The sequence below is a fragment of the Streptomyces aureoversilis genome (assembly GCF_042657885.1).
Classification (GTDB): domain Bacteria; phylum Actinomycetota; class Actinomycetes; order Streptomycetales; family Streptomycetaceae; genus Streptomyces; species Streptomyces aureoversilis.
Genome location: NZ_JBHSKJ010000010.1, coordinates 284110 through 299010, shown reverse-complemented (window position 1 = coordinate 299010; position 14901 = coordinate 284110). Strand labels below are relative to the sequence as shown.

General features: G+C 72.0%; 15 protein-coding genes. 7 read left to right on the top strand and 8 right to left on the bottom strand.

What is annotated here, in order from left to right; all coding sequences use genetic code 11:
- The coding region (locus ACFPP6_RS19900; protein ID WP_146166841.1) for a biotin carboxylase N-terminal domain-containing protein at positions 1–123 on the bottom strand (123 nt) is incomplete at its 3' end.
- 121 nt (positions 124–244) lie between these two features.
- The gene (locus ACFPP6_RS19895; protein ID WP_382043991.1) at positions 245–1033 is read right to left on the bottom strand and encodes a response regulator transcription factor; all 789 of its coding nucleotides are present in this window, start codon (positions 1031–1033) and stop codon (positions 245–247) included.
- Between the two features lie 402 nt (positions 1034–1435).
- Here ACFPP6_RS19895 and ACFPP6_RS19890 point away from each other — a divergent pair, with 402 nt between their 5' ends.
- Complete coding sequence (locus ACFPP6_RS19890; RefSeq protein WP_382043989.1) at positions 1436–2113, top strand: ScbR family autoregulator-binding transcription factor; 678 nt, start codon at positions 1436–1438, stop codon at positions 2111–2113.
- Positions 2114–2639: 526 nt separating this feature from the next.
- Here the strand turns inward: ACFPP6_RS19890 and ACFPP6_RS19885 are convergent.
- A complete protein-coding gene (locus ACFPP6_RS19885) occupies positions 2640–3305 on the bottom strand; it encodes a ScbR family autoregulator-binding transcription factor (protein WP_382043986.1) in 666 nt (221 codons plus the stop codon).
- Between the two features lie 304 nt (positions 3306–3609).
- Between ACFPP6_RS19885 and ACFPP6_RS19880 the strand changes: the two genes are divergently transcribed.
- Complete coding sequence (locus tag ACFPP6_RS19880) at positions 3610–4842, top strand: ScbA/BarX family gamma-butyrolactone biosynthesis protein (protein ID WP_382043983.1); 1233 nt, start codon at positions 3610–3612, stop codon at positions 4840–4842.
- A 122-nt stretch (positions 4843–4964) separates the two neighbouring features.
- Here the strand turns inward: ACFPP6_RS19880 and ACFPP6_RS19875 are convergent, their stop codons facing one another.
- Positions 4965–5738, bottom strand: a complete 774-nt coding sequence (locus tag ACFPP6_RS19875) for an SDR family NAD(P)-dependent oxidoreductase (protein WP_382043980.1) — start codon at positions 5736–5738, stop codon at positions 4965–4967.
- Between the two features lie 107 nt (positions 5739–5845).
- Here ACFPP6_RS19875 and ACFPP6_RS19870 point away from each other — a divergent pair, with 107 nt between their 5' ends.
- The 5 genes from ACFPP6_RS19870 (at position 5846) to ACFPP6_RS19850 (ending at position 9901) form a co-directional block, all read left to right on the top strand.
- The gene (locus ACFPP6_RS19870; RefSeq protein ID WP_382043977.1) at positions 5846–7072 is read left to right on the top strand and encodes an FUSC family protein; all 1227 of its coding nucleotides are present in this window, start codon (positions 5846–5848) and stop codon (positions 7070–7072) included.
- Between the two features lie 453 nt (positions 7073–7525).
- A complete protein-coding gene (locus tag ACFPP6_RS19865; RefSeq protein WP_058043394.1) occupies positions 7526–7891 on the top strand; it encodes a M48 family metalloprotease in 366 nt (121 codons plus the stop codon).
- Complete coding sequence (locus tag ACFPP6_RS19860; protein ID WP_382043974.1) at positions 7876–9027, top strand: MAB_1171c family putative transporter; 1152 nt, start codon at positions 7876–7878, stop codon at positions 9025–9027. Before ACFPP6_RS19865 ends, ACFPP6_RS19860 begins: the two co-directional genes overlap by 16 nt.
- Positions 9028–9077: 50 nt before the next feature.
- Positions 9078–9380 carry a thiamine-binding protein gene (locus ACFPP6_RS19855; protein ID WP_382043971.1) on the top strand — a complete coding sequence of 101 codons (303 nt, stop codon included), beginning with the start codon at positions 9078–9080 and terminating at the stop codon, positions 9378–9380.
- A gap of 77 nt (positions 9381–9457) precedes the next feature.
- On the top strand, positions 9458–9901 hold the full coding sequence (locus ACFPP6_RS19850; RefSeq protein WP_382043968.1) for a CBS domain-containing protein: 444 nt from the start codon (positions 9458–9460) through the stop codon (positions 9899–9901).
- A 36-nt stretch (positions 9902–9937) separates the two neighbouring features.
- On the opposite strand, the gene ACFPP6_RS19845 is transcribed toward ACFPP6_RS19850, so the two are convergent.
- The 4 genes from ACFPP6_RS19845 to ACFPP6_RS19830 are packed head-to-tail and all read right to left on the bottom strand — an operon-like array spanning position 9938 to position 14596.
- Positions 9938–11209 carry a condensation domain-containing protein gene (locus ACFPP6_RS19845; RefSeq protein ID WP_382043965.1) on the bottom strand — a complete coding sequence of 424 codons (1272 nt, stop codon included), beginning with the start codon at positions 11207–11209 and terminating at the stop codon, positions 9938–9940.
- Positions 11206–12144 (bottom strand): NAD-dependent epimerase/dehydratase family protein, encoded by a 939-nt coding sequence (locus ACFPP6_RS19840; protein WP_382043962.1) that lies wholly within the window; start codon positions 12142–12144, stop codon positions 11206–11208. The genes ACFPP6_RS19845 and ACFPP6_RS19840 overlap by 4 nt, the downstream gene beginning before the upstream one ends.
- On the bottom strand, positions 12141–13319 hold the full coding sequence (locus ACFPP6_RS19835; protein WP_382043960.1) for a GNAT family N-acetyltransferase: 1179 nt from the start codon (positions 13317–13319) through the stop codon (positions 12141–12143). Before ACFPP6_RS19835 ends, ACFPP6_RS19840 begins: the two co-directional genes overlap by 4 nt.
- The gene (locus tag ACFPP6_RS19830; RefSeq protein WP_382043957.1) at positions 13316–14596 is read right to left on the bottom strand and encodes an aminotransferase class I/II-fold pyridoxal phosphate-dependent enzyme; all 1281 of its coding nucleotides are present in this window, start codon (positions 14594–14596) and stop codon (positions 13316–13318) included. The genes ACFPP6_RS19835 and ACFPP6_RS19830 overlap by 4 nt, the downstream gene beginning before the upstream one ends.
- Positions 14597–14901: the final 305 nt, after the last annotated feature.

Genomic DNA, 14901 nt, shown 5'->3' with positions numbered 1-14901 from the left:
GACATGCAGCGCGTCCCGGTCCGGATCCGCGTAGACCGCCACACTGGCAATCCCGGCATCCCGGCACGCGCGAGCTACGCGGACAGCGATTTCGCCACGGTTGGCGATGAGCACCTTGCGCACGATGAATGTCCTCTTTCAAAGACGATCGGAACGGAAGTCATCGGATGTCGGCAGACCCAATCAGAGAGCGGTCGAGCGGTGATCGACGAGGCACTCGTGTGCGGGCGGGGGCGGGGCGGGCTCAGGCGTGCCCGAAGCGGAAGCCGACGCCGCGGACGGTGATGACCCAGCCGGCGGACCCGAGCTTGCCCCGCAGGCTGCTGACGTGGGTGTCGATCGTCCGGCCGGGGCGGGACCAGTAGTCGTCCCACACCTGGGTCATGAGCTGCTCGCGGGAGACCACCTTCTCGGGGCGGGAGGCCAGCAGGTGGAGCAGGTCGAATTCCTTGCGGGTGAGGTCGATGCGGCGTCCCCCCAGGCGCACTTCGCGCAGGTCGGGGTCGATGGTCAGCGCTCCGCTGGTGATGACCCCCGCCGAGGACCGCACCGCGGGGCGCGCCCGGCGCATGACGGCTTCGATACGGGCCATCAGTTCGCGGAAGCCGTAGGGCTCGACGATGTAGTCGTCGGCGCCGGCCTGCAGGCCGAGGACCCGGTCGAGCTCGCCGGCCAGGGCGGTCACCGCGATGATGGGGACCTCGCTGGCGGCTCTCACGGCCCGGCAGACCTCCAGGCCGTCCAGATCGGGCAGTTCCGGATCCAGCAGAATCAGGTCCGCCGAACGGTACTGGGCGAGGGCTGCCTCCCCGGTGGCGACGGAGAAGGTCTCGCAGCCGTGGCGCTGCAGTCTCCCGGCCAGCGTTTCGGCGGCCTGGGTGTCGCTGTCGACGACGAGGATCCGCAAGGTCTCACCCGGCCGCGTCAGGGCCGGGGCCCGGTCCGCAGGATGCCCGGCCCTCGGCGCGGGCCCACGACGCCGGGACGCTTCCCCGGGGTACGCCTCGAGAAGGGCCCTGACCTGCTGATTCATCGCTGCTCCTGCACGTTCGCGCGGCGGCCGTGCCGCGAACAACCGTTCGCCGCGAGATTACAAACCGGGCTGTCGGTTTGTCAACGAGCCAATAGGGCGAGATGGCGCCTCAACCAACAGAAGCCGCATTTCGGGCACGCGCGCACGGCGCAGGCTGAAAAATTCAGGCAACTCGTCCCCCAGTATGGGGATTTACCGGCATTCACAGGAAGGCTGCCCCCTTACGCTACTCCCCCGATCGGTACGGTGTGCAACGCGAGAAGTACGGCCCGTGGGGGCCCTGGGACGCCAGATACTTCATTTACCGCACGATACCGGGCAGCGGCAGTAGAAATAAAACCAGTTAGTTGGTTTCATGTGGCCCATGACGTGCCCCATGACGTTGTCCCCCAGGAGTTGCCGGTGACGAAGCAAGAACGGGCCATGAACACCCGGCACGCATTGATCCGCTCCGCAGCCCAGGCCTTCGACCAGTTCGGCTACACCCGCGCCAAGCTCGCCGGCATCAGCGCGGGCGCCGGCGTGAGCTCGGGCGCCCTGCACTTCCACTTCGACACCAAGGCGGCCATGGCCGCGGCCGTGGAGTCCGAAGCCGCCCGGACCCTGCACGCCCTGGCCCGGCACGCCCACCGCAAGAGCCCCTCCCCCTTGCAGGCGCTCGTCGACTCGTCGCACGTCATCGCCCAGCAGCTGCGGTGGGACGTCGTGGTGCGCGCGGGTTTCCACCTCAACTGCCGTACCGCACACCACTCCGAGACGAACCTGCGCCAGGAATGGCTCGAGTGCGTACGCCGCACGCTGGAACGGTCCGCGACCCACGGGCAGACACCGCCGCAGGCCGTACGGGAGGAGCTGACCGCCACGGTCGTGGGGGCGACCGCCGGATTCGAGGCCCTGGCACGTCACGACCGCAGCTGGCTCTCACGCCACACCCTCACCGGCCTCTGGCACACCCTGCTGCCACAACTGGCAACGCCCAAGGCGCTGACCCAACTGCAGCCCGCCGGTACGGAATCCGTCATCAACGCGACCGACACCACCGCCGACCGGCCCGCCGGGGCCGAAGCGCTCCGCGGCTGAGCTCCCGCAGCGCCGCCGCCCCGGACGGAGAACAGCAGCACGACCCGCTACCAGCCACCAGGCCCGCAATGCACGTTGCGGGCCTTTGTCGTCCCCTTGCCGTCCTTCGCCCCTTGAGGGCAAGGAGAAACCAACCGCGCGGTTTCTCCCTCGGCCCGCCCCGGCCACCTCCCCGGGGGAACATTCACCCAGGTCACCTGACGAGTGTGGGATTCCCGTCGAGCCTTGACAAACAGGATGGCCGGTTTGTTAGCGTCCCTGACGTCGGATCACCCGAGGCCCCGCCGTCACGAGCAGCGGCTCCGGGACAGCTTTCGATGCCGTGCCGGGAGTGACGAGGGGGGCTCGTGTCCATTGGCACCAAGCGCCCGCGCCGGCATCGGTCACAAACACAGGGGGAAGCGTGGACGTCGTCATCCGTGGCAGCGCGGAGGGCCTGTCCTCCATGCGGCAGCGGTCCTGCACAGCCCGCCGCCCGCACCTCTCCTGCCCACCCGGCGTCACCGCCGGGGAAACGCCCCGGTCGTCACGACGCGGCGGATGCCGCTTCCTGCTCGCGCTGGGCCTGGTGGGCGTCCCAGACCCGCGTCCCGCGGTCGGGAGCCGTGTCCAGCGCCCGCAGCGCACCCGGCACCGCGATGCCCGGCAGGATCGTGTCGTAGAGCAGCGCGACCCGCTCCTCCAGGGAGTCGCCCCCGTCCAGCGCCGTGGAGAGGACCTCGACACCCGTCCAAGCGCTCACGAACAGCACGGCGATCCGGTCCGCGTCGACGTGGGGCAGCAGTTCCCCCTGTTCCTTCGCAGCGGCCAGCTGCCCCGCGATGAAGGAGATCCACCCCGGCCAGGACGTGCCGAACAGGTCCCGCGCCTTGCGGTCGGCCGACAGCCGGATCGCGGCGCTCAGCAGGGGCTCCCTGGGCAGCCGGTGCGCCAGCACCATGCCGACGTCCACCCACTCCTGCAGGCGCGACTCCTGGGGCATGACGCCTTCGGTCGTCAACGCCTCGCTGAGGACGCCCCGCGCCAGCTCCTCCTTGGAGGCGAAGTGGAAGTACAGCGCACCCTTGGTCACGCCCGCGCGCCCGAGGATCTCCGCGATCGTCGCCGACTCGTACCCGTACTCGTCGAAGACCTCGCCCGCCGCCTCGAGAATGAGACGGCGCGTGTGAATCGCCCGCGCCTGCTTCGCCATTGATTACCTCCCAGTCACCGAAAGCCAACCGCCACAAGACCGCTCACCCGGCAGGATCGCCGGGCACAGCCGGACGAGCCGGGCGGGGCCCGTGGACAACGGCCTGAGCAAGCACGACGACACCGGCGCACCGGCGGAACCTGCGGTCCGCCCCCGGTGCGGCGAATCCGGGGTCTTCCTCACCCGGCCCACCGGGCGGCCGGCTCCATACCCCGCCACCCACCCAAAAGCAAACCGGATAGTACGTATCTTATCACCGAGCCGGCTAACCACCGGGACGCACCAATCCACTTCGAGGAGAGACGTGTCTCAGATCCTGCTCAGCCCCGCTCCCCGTGCCGACCAGAGCACCTCGCAGCACGCCGGCCGGTCCGTCACGTGCCGGAACGCCCGGCCGCAGGCCGATCAGATCGATGCGCCCGGACGGCTCCGCGCCCCAGCCGCAGACCTTAGCGCCGAAAACGCGCCGACCGGCAACGACGCCGGCGACACCGCCGGCGGGGCCGCCGGCGTCCCGGGGGCCGGCACCGGCGGCGGCGTCGCCAAGGAACTGGTCCACCTGAGCTTCGACGACGCCGTGTACCTGACCGGCTGCGAGCAGCAGGACGCCACCCATTACACCGTCTCCGCGGTCTGGCCCGCCCACACGGCCCACCGCATACCCGGCCACGGCACCCACTACGAGACCCTCACCGTCGCCCAGACACTCCGCCAGGCGGGCCTCTTCCTCGCCCACACCGCCTACGCGGCCCCGCTGGACCACGCCACTCTGCTGCGCACCTTCTCCTACACCCTCGCCTCCGACGCCGCCGTCGACACCCACCGGGCGACGCCGCTGCACATCAACATCACGGCCACCCCCACCACGACGCGCAACAAGCGCACCACCGCCCTGCACCTCCACATGACGGTCACCGCCGCCGGGTCCGGCGAAGCCGGCGACGAGGCCTCCGAGACCGTTCTCGCCACGGGCGAGACCGACTTCGAGTGGATTCCCCCCATGGTCTACCGCCGCCTCCGGGGCGCGTACCACCGGCCGCCCACCACCCTGCCGCCCGTCACGCCGCCGCTCCCGCCCGTACAGGTCGGCCGCACCGCGCCCGACGAGGTCGTGCTCAGCCCCACGGCGCAGCCCCGCACCTGGCAGCTGCGCCACACCTTCGACAACACCGTCCTCTACGACCACGCCGTCGACCACGTCCCCGGACTCGTGCTCATCGAGGCCGCCAACCAGGCCGCGTACACCGTCACCGCGCCCATCACCGAGGCCGTCACCGCAGGCACGGACACGAACACGGACACGGAGACGGGCCCGTGCGCCTGCGCCCCGGACGCCGCGGGCACCGGCTACCGCCCCCAGCCCACCACCACGCACACCACGTTCCACCGGTACGCGGAGTTCGACGCCCCGATCACCCTCACGACCGAGACCCGTACGACCTCGCACACCGTCACCCACACGACGGTCGGGCTGCAGAACGACCAGCCCGTCTTCACCACCACGCACACCGCTCCGGCCGCCGCGCCCGTCGCCTGACGGGACCGGGGCGGGGCAGGGCGAGGCAGGGCAAGCGGACAAGGCGCACCACAGCGGAATCACGGGCGGAGCCCGGCAGCCGGATCAGGCCGCCGGGCTCCGCCCGTGTCACACGTGCAACGTCACACCATCGTGAATCCGCCGTCCACGGGCAGCACCGCTCCCGTCACGAACGACGCCCGGTCGCTGCACAGCCAGGCCGCGGCCTCCGCGATCTCGGCCGGCTCGGCCGTGCGCGCCTGCGGCGTCAAGCGATGGAGCTCCGGCTCGATGTGCGGGTTCCGCTCGAACCAGCCGGCGATGATCTCGCTCCGCGTCGTCCCGGGCGCGACCGTGTTCACCCGGATGCCGTGCGGCGCGTACTCCGCCGCCGCCGCCTTCGTCAGGCCGATCACCGCGTGCTTCGACGCGATGTACGGCGCGGCGGCGGGTATCGCCAGCATCCCGGCGACGCTGCTGTTGTTGACGACGGATCCGCCCGACCCGGCCTCCACCATGGCCGCGAGCTCGTGCCGCATCACGTTCCAGACGCCCCGGACGTTCGTATCCATGATCGTGTCGTAGGCGTCGTCCTTCATCAGGTGCATCGGCTCCTGGTCCCACCCGATTCCCGCGTTGTTGAAGGCGGCGTCGAGGCGCCCGTGCCGCTCCACCGCGAACTCCACCGCCCGCCGCGCGTCGTCCTCGTCCCGTATGTCGCCCACGACGAACGCGGCGTCACCACCGCCCCCGCGGATCTCCTCGCACAGCGCCGCCAGGCGCTCTTCCCGGCGTGCCGTCAGCACGACGGCGGCGCCCTCGCGCGCAAACACCTTCGCTGCGGCAGCGCCGATACCGCTGCTCGCCCCCGTCACCAGAACGCACTTACCGGCAAGAAAACCCTGATGTTCAGTCATGGCGGGAATCCTGCCATCCCGCCGCACAGGCCCGGTCGGCCCCTCCCGCCACCCGAGTGGCGCATCGGATGGCTCGCAGGCGGGCGGCAGGGGGAAGGAAGCCTGATGTGCCCGGGCTTCGTGACCCCCTGACGATGCTGGTGAGGCGCGGCAGGGAACCCGCGGTCGTGCAGACGGTCCGGTCCACCGCAGCCGCGGTGATCGCCTATGTCGTGGCGCTGTGGCTGAGCAACGAGCCGGCCCCGCTGACCGCGCCGCTCACCGCGCTGCTGGTCGTCCAGGTCACCCTGTACGCCACGCTCACCACGGGGGTCCGCCGGGTCAATTCCGTGGTGGCCGGCGTCCTGATCGCGATCGGCTTCAGCGTGCTGGTCGGGCTGTCGTGGTGGAGCCTCGGGCTGATCATCCTGGCCTCCCTCGTCATCGGGCGGTTCGTGAAGGCGGGCGAGTTCGTCCCCGAGGTCGCGATCAGCGCGATGCTGGTCCTCGGGGTGACGCGGGTCGCGGAAACGGCCTGGGACCGCGTGCTGGAGACCCTGATCGGCGCGGTGGTCGGGCTGCTGTTCAACGTCCTGCTCGTGCCCCCGGTGTGGGTGCAGCCCGCCGGGGAGGCCATCGAGGACCTCGCCCGCCGGATGCGCCTCCTCCTGCAGGACATCGGGGAGGAGATCAGCGGCCACATCCCCGTGGAGGAGGCCGCGGCCCGGCTGCACGCAGCCCGGCGCCTCGACCACGACATCGTCCAGGTGGACGCCTCGCTGCGGCAGGCCGAGGACAGCCTCCGCCTCAATCCGCGCGTCAAGGAGGGGCTCCTCTACCGGGTCGTGCTGCGCACCGGGCTGGACGCGCTCGAAATCACCGCGGTGGTGCTGCGCGTGACCTGCCGGACCCTCACCGACCTCGCGACCCACCGCAGGGAGGAATCGCTCTTCCCCGAAGAGACCGCCGCCGCGCTCCGGGAGGTCTTCACGAACATGGCCCTGGCGGTCGAGCACTTCGCCATCGTCATCACGACGCACGTCACCACCAGCGCCGAACACGCCGAGGACAACCTCACGCGCGAACTCGACGCCGCCCGCAGGACCCGTGACCGCGCCGCGGACCTCCTCCTCCGCCAGGTGCAGCTGCACCCACGGCAGTGGCAGCTGCACGGCGCGCTGCTCGCGGAGATCGACCGCATCCTCGACGAGCTCGACGTGGAGAAGCGCACCGAGCGGCTCACGCAGGAACTCGACCGCCACTCCCGCGAACAGCGCGAGCGCTACCCGCGTCTCCACCGCGTCGCCCAGCGGCTCCGCAAGAGTCGCTACGGGCGTCGCAGCACGCTCAAGTAGCCGCCGGTCCCCGCTGGTCGGCGGCAGCTTTCCCCGGTTTCCCAGGACTCCCCCGGATTCCCCGGCAACGTTCCGCAACCCTGGCGTGACGCGGCGCGGCGATCTACGATCGCAGGCGGCTTGGGCATATGTGCGAGGGGGGCTCGTGGTGCTGCCATTGACCGCCTTGAAGCATGCCGTGCGGGGCTGCCCGCCCACCACCGGCTCCGGGGGGCCGCTATGACCCGGCGCGGCTACCGGGTCATGTGCCCGCCCGTCCCTACGACCGCGGGAGAAGCGACTGAGATGCACTGGAGGCATCTGCGCCGCCGATGCCAGAAGGTGATCGGCCGGATTCCTGTGCCGGACCCTTTCTCCGCACAGGACCTGTGCGAACGTCTTGCGGCCGAACGCGACCGGCCGCTGCGTCTACTGGCTCTGCCCACACCGACCGTCCCCGGGACGCCGTCGGGAATGCTGCTGTCCGTCGAGACCCAGGACTTCATCCTCTACGACGGGCAGACCAGCCCGTTGCACCAGGAGCACATCATCGTTCACGAGATCGGGCACCTGGTGTGCAACCACCGCTCCGCGCTCGACGACACCCGGCTCCACCGCCACCTCGACATCACCGACCCCCAGTCGGTGCGCCGGGTCCTGCCGCGGATCCGCTACGGCGACGAGCAGGAGCAGGAGGCGGAAATGATCGCCACCCTGATCCTGGAGGCGGCCGGGCGGGTACCGGCGCCTACGCTGCTGTCGGGGATGCTCGGCGGCCTGGAGTCGGCGATGGGCCTGCGGGTGGGCCGTCCTGCGGGGGCTTCGTGCTCACCTGGATAGAGAACGCGGGCATCGCCGCCCTGTGGTCGGCGGCCGTCGTCAGGGCCCCGCAGGCCGTCCGGCACCGGGAGCAGCGGCCCCTGTGGTTCGCCGTCGTCATGATCGCCCTGGCGATGTCCATGCACCTCGAACCCGTGACGGCCGTGCTCGCGCGCATCGTCCCCGGGGCGCACTGGGTGGATCTGACCACCCATCTGTTCAGCATCGTCGATGCGGCGGCGGTCCTGTGGTTCATCCACGGGGCGGCCGGCCGCCATCGCCGCACGCACCTGCTGTTCGGCACGGCGGTCGCCGTCATGGCCGCGCTCGTGCTGCTGGACGTGCTGGGGCCGGCGCACGCGCGCAATCGGATCGCGCCGTCCCGGAGCACGGCGAGCGTGCCGGACGCCTACTGGTGGGTGTTCTTCGCCTTCCACCTCGCGGCCGACACCTTCTGCGGATTCGTTTGCTGGAGTTACGGCCGGCACGGCACGCCGCGTCTCCTGCGCTACGGGCTGCGCCTGTTCGGCACCGGCATCCTGCTGGCCTCCGTGCTGTGGTCGCTCAAACTCGTCTACCTGTACACGCGTTCACCCGTGTTCGCGCCGCTGTTCTCGCCCGTGACCGGTGTCGAGGCGGCGTTCATGGCGCTCGGCGTGGCGCTTCCCGTGTTCGCGCAGATCCGGACGCACCTGCAGTACCGCAGGTCCTACCGCGGTCTGGAACGGCTGTGGCAGGACCTGACCACGCACACGCCGGACGTCGTGCTGCGCCCGGCCAACCGCATCGGCGCGGCGGCCGTCCCCCTCCAGCTGCGGCTCTACCGCCGGGTCATCGAGATCCGTGACGCGATGATCGTCCTGCGCAATTACATTCCGCCCGCCACGCTCGAATCCATCCGTCAGAGCGTGGGACGGCAGTCCCTGCCGGAACACCTGGTGGAAGCACACATCACGGCGTCCTGGCTCACGGCCGCCCTGCGGAACAAACACGAGGGCCAGAAGCCCCATGCCCAGACGGCGAACCTCACGGGGCCCACGGACCGGGACGCGGACGAGTCCTCGGCGCGCAGCCTGACCCACGAGATCGACCGTCTCCTGCTCGTCGCGGCCGCCTATCACGCGACCACGACCGCCCCGCGGCCCGCGGGGAAATGAGACGAAGAGACAGAAGAGAAGAGACAGAAGAGAAAGGACGGCGGACCACCGTGCTCATCGCCTTCACCCTGACCCCCGTCGGCGTCGGGGAGAGCTTTCCCGACGAGATCGCCGACGCCGTGAGAATCATCCGCGAATCCGGGCTGCCGTACCGCTCGGACTCCATGTACACCATGATCGAGGGCGAGTGGGACGAGGTCATGGACGTCGTCCGGCGGGCCACGGAGGCCGTCGCCGCGCGGGCGCCGCGGGTCCAGCTGGTCCTGAAGGCCGATCTGTGGCCGGGGAAGCCCGGGATGCTGGACGGAAAGATCAGCATGTTCGAACAGCACATGGCCGACCGCGGGCGGTGAGCGTGCGCGCATGGCGTCGGGTGGTCATCCGTGTTGCGATGGAGAAAGGACATCCGGCCACGACGGGAGGAGCGATCATGGCACGCAACAAGCCGCTCAAGGCCCGCGACATCATGACGGCCGGCGCGAAGTGCGTCGGCGAGCACGAGTCGCTGCAGGACGCGGCGAAGATGATGCGCGAGCTGCAGGTGGGCGCGCTGCCCATATGCGGTGACGACGACAGGCTCCAGGGTCTGGTCACCGACCGGGACATCGTCGTCCAGTGCGTGGCCGACGGTGTGGATCCTGCGCGTGTGGAAGCGGGTTCGCTCGGCGGGGAGCTGCACTGGATCGACGCGGACGCGAGCGCGACGGACGCCCTGGAGTCCATGGAGCAGCACCAGATCAAGCGACTGCCGGTGATCGACGTACAGAACGGCCACCGCCTCGTCGGCATGATCTCGGAGGCCAACCTGGCGCAGAACCTCTCCGACAAGCAGATCGCGGAGTTCGCGTCGCGGGTGTACGCGGGCGCGCACTGACCGCCCGCGTCACGGCGGTTCGGGGGCGGGCACCCGCTAGCTCTCGGGGCGTGCCAGCGCGAGCGCCCCGGTGGCTGTGGGTGCCGCTGCCGCCCTGAGGTGGGCCATGGCCCTCTCGCACAGGCCCGCCGCATCGGGGTCGGTGGAGGTGACGCTGAGGAACAGCCGGCCGCCCAGGCCGATCAGGATGACCACCGGGGCGCCGGAGAGCGTGGTGTGGGCGACGCCGTGGAAGGCGGTCAGGCGCAGGTCTCCGTACGTGTCCGGGATGGACATGCGGACGTTGCTCAGCGCCACGTCGAAGCGCGCGCCCTTCTTCTCGCTGCGGTGGAGCAGCGCAGTGATCATCCGGTGGGGCAGGGGCATCAGCCGGAATCCGGCCACGAGGGGGCGCAGTTCCTCCGGGTTCAGGCGGCGGTGCAGGCGTTCCTTGACGTCGCGGGCCCGGTTCCAGAAGCCGTCCTGGGGGCCCGGGTCGACGGGGAGGACGAAGCTGGCGGCGTAGAGGCCGACGGACTCCTGGGGCGCGGGGACCAGGATGCGGCGCAGGTCCGCCGCGACGGCGATGCGGGCGGGGCCGGAGGCCCGCCGGGCGCGGGCGAAGGCCGTGCAGAGGGCTCCGTGCACGGTGGTCCGCTCGGCGCGGCAGCGTTCGAGCAGCGCGGCGGTCTCCGCCTTGCCGATCGTCCAGGTGTGGCAGGTCAGGGGTGTGGCGGGGCTGCAGGCCCGGGCCGGTCCGGTGGCCTGGCCGGGGATGCGCAGGGACCGGGAGAGTTTGACGAGGTCGGAGGGGCGGACGCGGGGCCCGGGGAGGAGGCCGTCAGCGGAGGGCGCGGCGACCACCGGCTGCTCCGCCGCGGGTGCGGCCAGGTGTTCCAGGACGTCGCGGATCACGATGGCGGCGGAGTGGCCGTCCGCCACGACGTGGTGGAAGGTGGCGAGCAGGTCGAACGAGGTCCCGCCGTCGACGAGGACGAACCGTGCCAGGGGGCCGGTTGCGGGGGCGAACGGACGCTGAAGCTCCTCCTCCATCACGCGGGTGAGGGACCGTCCGGCGCCTGCGCCCACCACGCGCAGGGGTGTTTCGGGCACGTCGCGGGTCGTGAGCCACGCCCGCCAGGGGCCGGTGCGCTCCACGCGGGCGCCGAGGAGGGGATGCCGGTCGCGGACGGCGGCCAGGGCGTGCCGCAGCCGGGCGGGTGTCGTCGCTCCCTCCACGTGAACGGCGGCGATGACGGTGGTGGGCAGTGCCTCGCCCGCCGCCCAGACCACGCGTTCGTACGGGGAGAGGCGTCGGCGCACGGTCATGTGATGCTCCGGATGTCGAGGGGTGCGGGACTCAGGGTGCTGCGGAGTCCGTCGGGCCAGGTGATGCGGGGGGTGAACGCGGGGAGGGTGCCGGGTGCGGTGGTCCAGGAGGGGTGCCGGGCCTCGCCGACCTTGTCCGGGTTGAGGATGCCGGTGCGGCCCAGGGTGCGGGCGGCGGCCAGGGCCAGGGGGACGGGGAGGTGCACCACCCGGGGCGGGCGCCGGCCCATGGCCGCGGCGACGGCCGCGCCGATGTCGCTCCAGAGGTGTTCCGTGCCGTCCCCCGCGTGGTAGACCGCGCCCGGCGTGCCGGATTCGGCGGCGGCGAGCAGGGCCCGGCACAGGTCGTCGACGTGCAGCAGGGAGTAGCGGCGGGGGCCGCGGCGGCCCACGGCGGGGAGCAGTCCGGTCCTGGCGGCCGCGGCCAGGCTCGGCAGGAAATGGCGGTCGCCCGGTCCGTAGACGATGGGGGGCCGCACGGTGAGGGCGGGCAGGCGGGTGTCGGCCTCCCGCAGGGCCTGTTCGCCGCCGAGTTTGCTGCGGCCGTAGGCGGAGACGGGGACCGGCGGGTCGTTCTCGTGGCGCAGCCGCCCGGGTCCGCTGGCGGCCAGTGAGGAGCAGTAGACGAGGCGGGGCGGGTGGGGCTGGGCGGCCAGGGCGGCCACCAGGCGCCGTGTGCCTCCGGTGTTGACGGTGGTGAGGGCCTGGGGGTCGGCGGCGTGGGTGAGGGCGGCGAGGTGGACGACGACGTCGGCGTCGGCGGTGGCCTCGCGCAGCCCGGTGCCGGTGACGAGGTCGACGGTCTCGGTGCGCGCGCCGGGGACGGGGCGCCGGGGGTCGCGCACGAGCGCGGTGACGTCGTGGCCGAGCGCGGTGAGGTGCGCGACGAGGCGGGTGCCGATGAATCCGGTGGCGCCGGTGACGGCGTATCTCATCGGGCTGCGGCCGGGGCGGGAGAAGGGGCGGGGGCGGCGTCGAGGGCGCGGTGGTAGAGGCGGTGGGTGCGGGTGTGGACGGCGCCCATGGCCCGGACGTAGCGGGCGGCGTCCTGGTTGTCCTCCAGGATCCACGAGTACTCGTTCTCGGTGTATCCGAGGCGCGCGGCGGCCTCCTGGGCCCGGCAGAAGAGGGCGGCCATCAACCCCCGTCCGCGGTGTTCCTTGGTGATGCCGGAGGTGGAGGCGCGGGTGCGGGTGATGCGGCGGCGCGCGAGGGTGGCCCGGATGAGTCCGAGGGGCAGGCCCCAGGTGGTGAGGCGGCCGCGGGCCGCGGCCAGCGCCTGGTTGGCGTCGGGGAGCCAGAGCGTGAAACCGGCGGGCTCGCCGTCGACTTCGGCGATCTGCAGCAGGTCGGGCTGCAGGAGGGGCTTGAGGCGGCGGCCGAGGTGCCTGAACTCGGCGTCGGTGAGGGGCACGGAGGCGTAGTTCTCGGCCCAGGCCTCGTTGTAGATGCGCTGGACGACCGCGAGGTCCTCGTCGTAGCGGCGGCGGTCGAGGGGCCGCACGCGGACGCCGGGGGCGGCCAGGGCGCGCCGGGCGGCACGGCGGATGACCGCGGGGACCTCGCCGTCCGGTGGCACGGGCCCGGTGAAGGTGTGGAGGTCCTTGGCCTTGGTGAAGCCGTGTTCGGTGAACAGCTCCGAGTAGTACGGGGGATTGTGCGGCATCTGGATGGTGGGCGGGCCGTCGAAGCCGTCGACGAGCAGGCCGCATTCGTCGTTGGTGGTGAAGCTCAGGGGGCCGAGCATGCGGTCGGCCCCCTGCTCGGCCAGCCACCGGCCGGCGGCGGTGAACAGCGCACCGGCGACGGCCGGGTCGTCGGTGGACTCGAAGAAGCCGATGTGACCGGTGCCCGCCCGGTGGCGCTGCTGGTAGCGCGGGTCGATGTGGGCGGCGATGCGGCCGAGGAGGACCGGGCCCCGGTGGGCGATGAAGAGCTGGACGGTGCCGGTGGCGTGGAAGGGGTTGCGGCGGGGGTCGAGGCAGGCGCGCAGCTCGTGCTCGAGGGGGGCGACCCAGTGGGGGTCGTGGCGGTAGAGCCGGTAGGGCAGGCGGATGAAGGCGGTGGTGGCGGCGCGTCCCCGCACGGGGGTGATGGTGACGTCGGTCATCGTGCGGTCTCCGGGGAGGGGGCCTGGCGGGGGCGGGCCAGGACGGGGACGGCGGGGGCCGGCGGCAGGCGCCGGGCGGCCGCGAAGGCGTCGGCGATGCGGTCGACGTGGGCGTCGGTGTGGGTGGCCTGGAGGGTGACGCGGATGATGCAGCACCCTTCCGGTACGGCCGGTGGCCCGACGGGGTTGGTGTAGACGCCCGCGTCGAGCAGGCGCTGCCACAGCCCGACGCACGCGGCGGGCTCCCCGGCCCGTACGGCGATGACCGGTCCGGCGGGGTCCGCGGCGCTCTCTTCCGTCGCGGTCGCCGGGCCCGTGTCGTAGCCGAGGCCGGCGAGCCGTTCGCGGAGGCGGGCGGCGAGGGCCAGGACGCGGTGGCGCCGCCAGGGCTCGGCGATGCTGATCTCCAGGGCGCTCCTGGCGGCCGCGAGGGCGGGCGGGGGCATGGAGGCGGAGAAGAGGATGGCCCGGGCCGCGTAGCGCAGATAGGTGATGACGCGGGCGGGGCCGGCGAGGAACCCGCCGGTGGAGCCGAAGCACTTGGAGAAGGTGCCGGTGAAGAGGTCGACCCGGTCGTGGACGCCGAAGTGCTCGGCGGCGCCGCGTCCGCAGGGCCCCAGCAGTCCGATGTCGTGGGCGCCGTCGACGATGGTGCGGGCGCCGTGCCGACGGGCCACGGCCGTCAGGGCGGGCAGCGGGGCGAGGGCGCCGTCCATGGAGAACATGCCGTCGGTGACGACGGCTTTGGGGGCGGCGGGGTCGGCGTCGGCGAGCAGCCGGTCCAGGTGTGCGGGGTCGCGGTGACGGTAGCGGAGACGGTGGGCGGCGCCCAGCCGGATGCCGTCGATCAGCGAGGCGTGGTTGGCGTTGTCGCTGAGGACGACGTCGCCGGTGCCGAAGAGGGCCGCGAGGGCGAGGTTGGACTGGAAGCCCGTGGTGACCACGGCGGCGTCCTCGGTGCCGAGGAAGTCGGCGACGGCGGACTCCAGTTCACCGTGCAGCGGGAGGGTGCCGTTGAGCGTGCGGGCGCCCGAGCAGGAGGCTCCGTAGGTGCGGAGGGCTGCGCCGGCGGCGGCGGTGACCCTGGGGTCGGTGGCCAGGCCGAGGTAGTCGTTGCAGCCGGCCATCACGACCTGCCGTCCGTCCATGACGGCTTCGCCGTCGCGGGCGTGGAGGGGCCGGTAGTACGGGCGGACCGGCGTGGCGTGGACGGCTTGCAGGAAGGGGGAGTTCAGGGGCTTGTCGAAGAGGTCGGCGGATCGGTTGCTGTCGGGCATGGGGGCGTGGGGCTCATTCCGTCGGCGGGAGGGAGCTGGGGGCCGTGCACGGGGTGGGGGCACGGGAGGAGCGGGGGTGGTGCGCCTGCAGCCTGCCGTGCGGGGACGCGCGGAGCCAGGACGTCGGGGCCGCTTTCACTCACGCGTGGTCCTCATTGGCTTTTCCGCTCGTACCTCTATACGATCGCCCGCCCCCGGCCCGGGGCGGTGCACGCCCGTCACCGCCGGGCCCGTGCCGGGTTGCGGGGTGGTGGGGCCGGGCGCAAGGTGAGCGTAAAGATCACCCGCCCTGCCCGAAGGAGTTT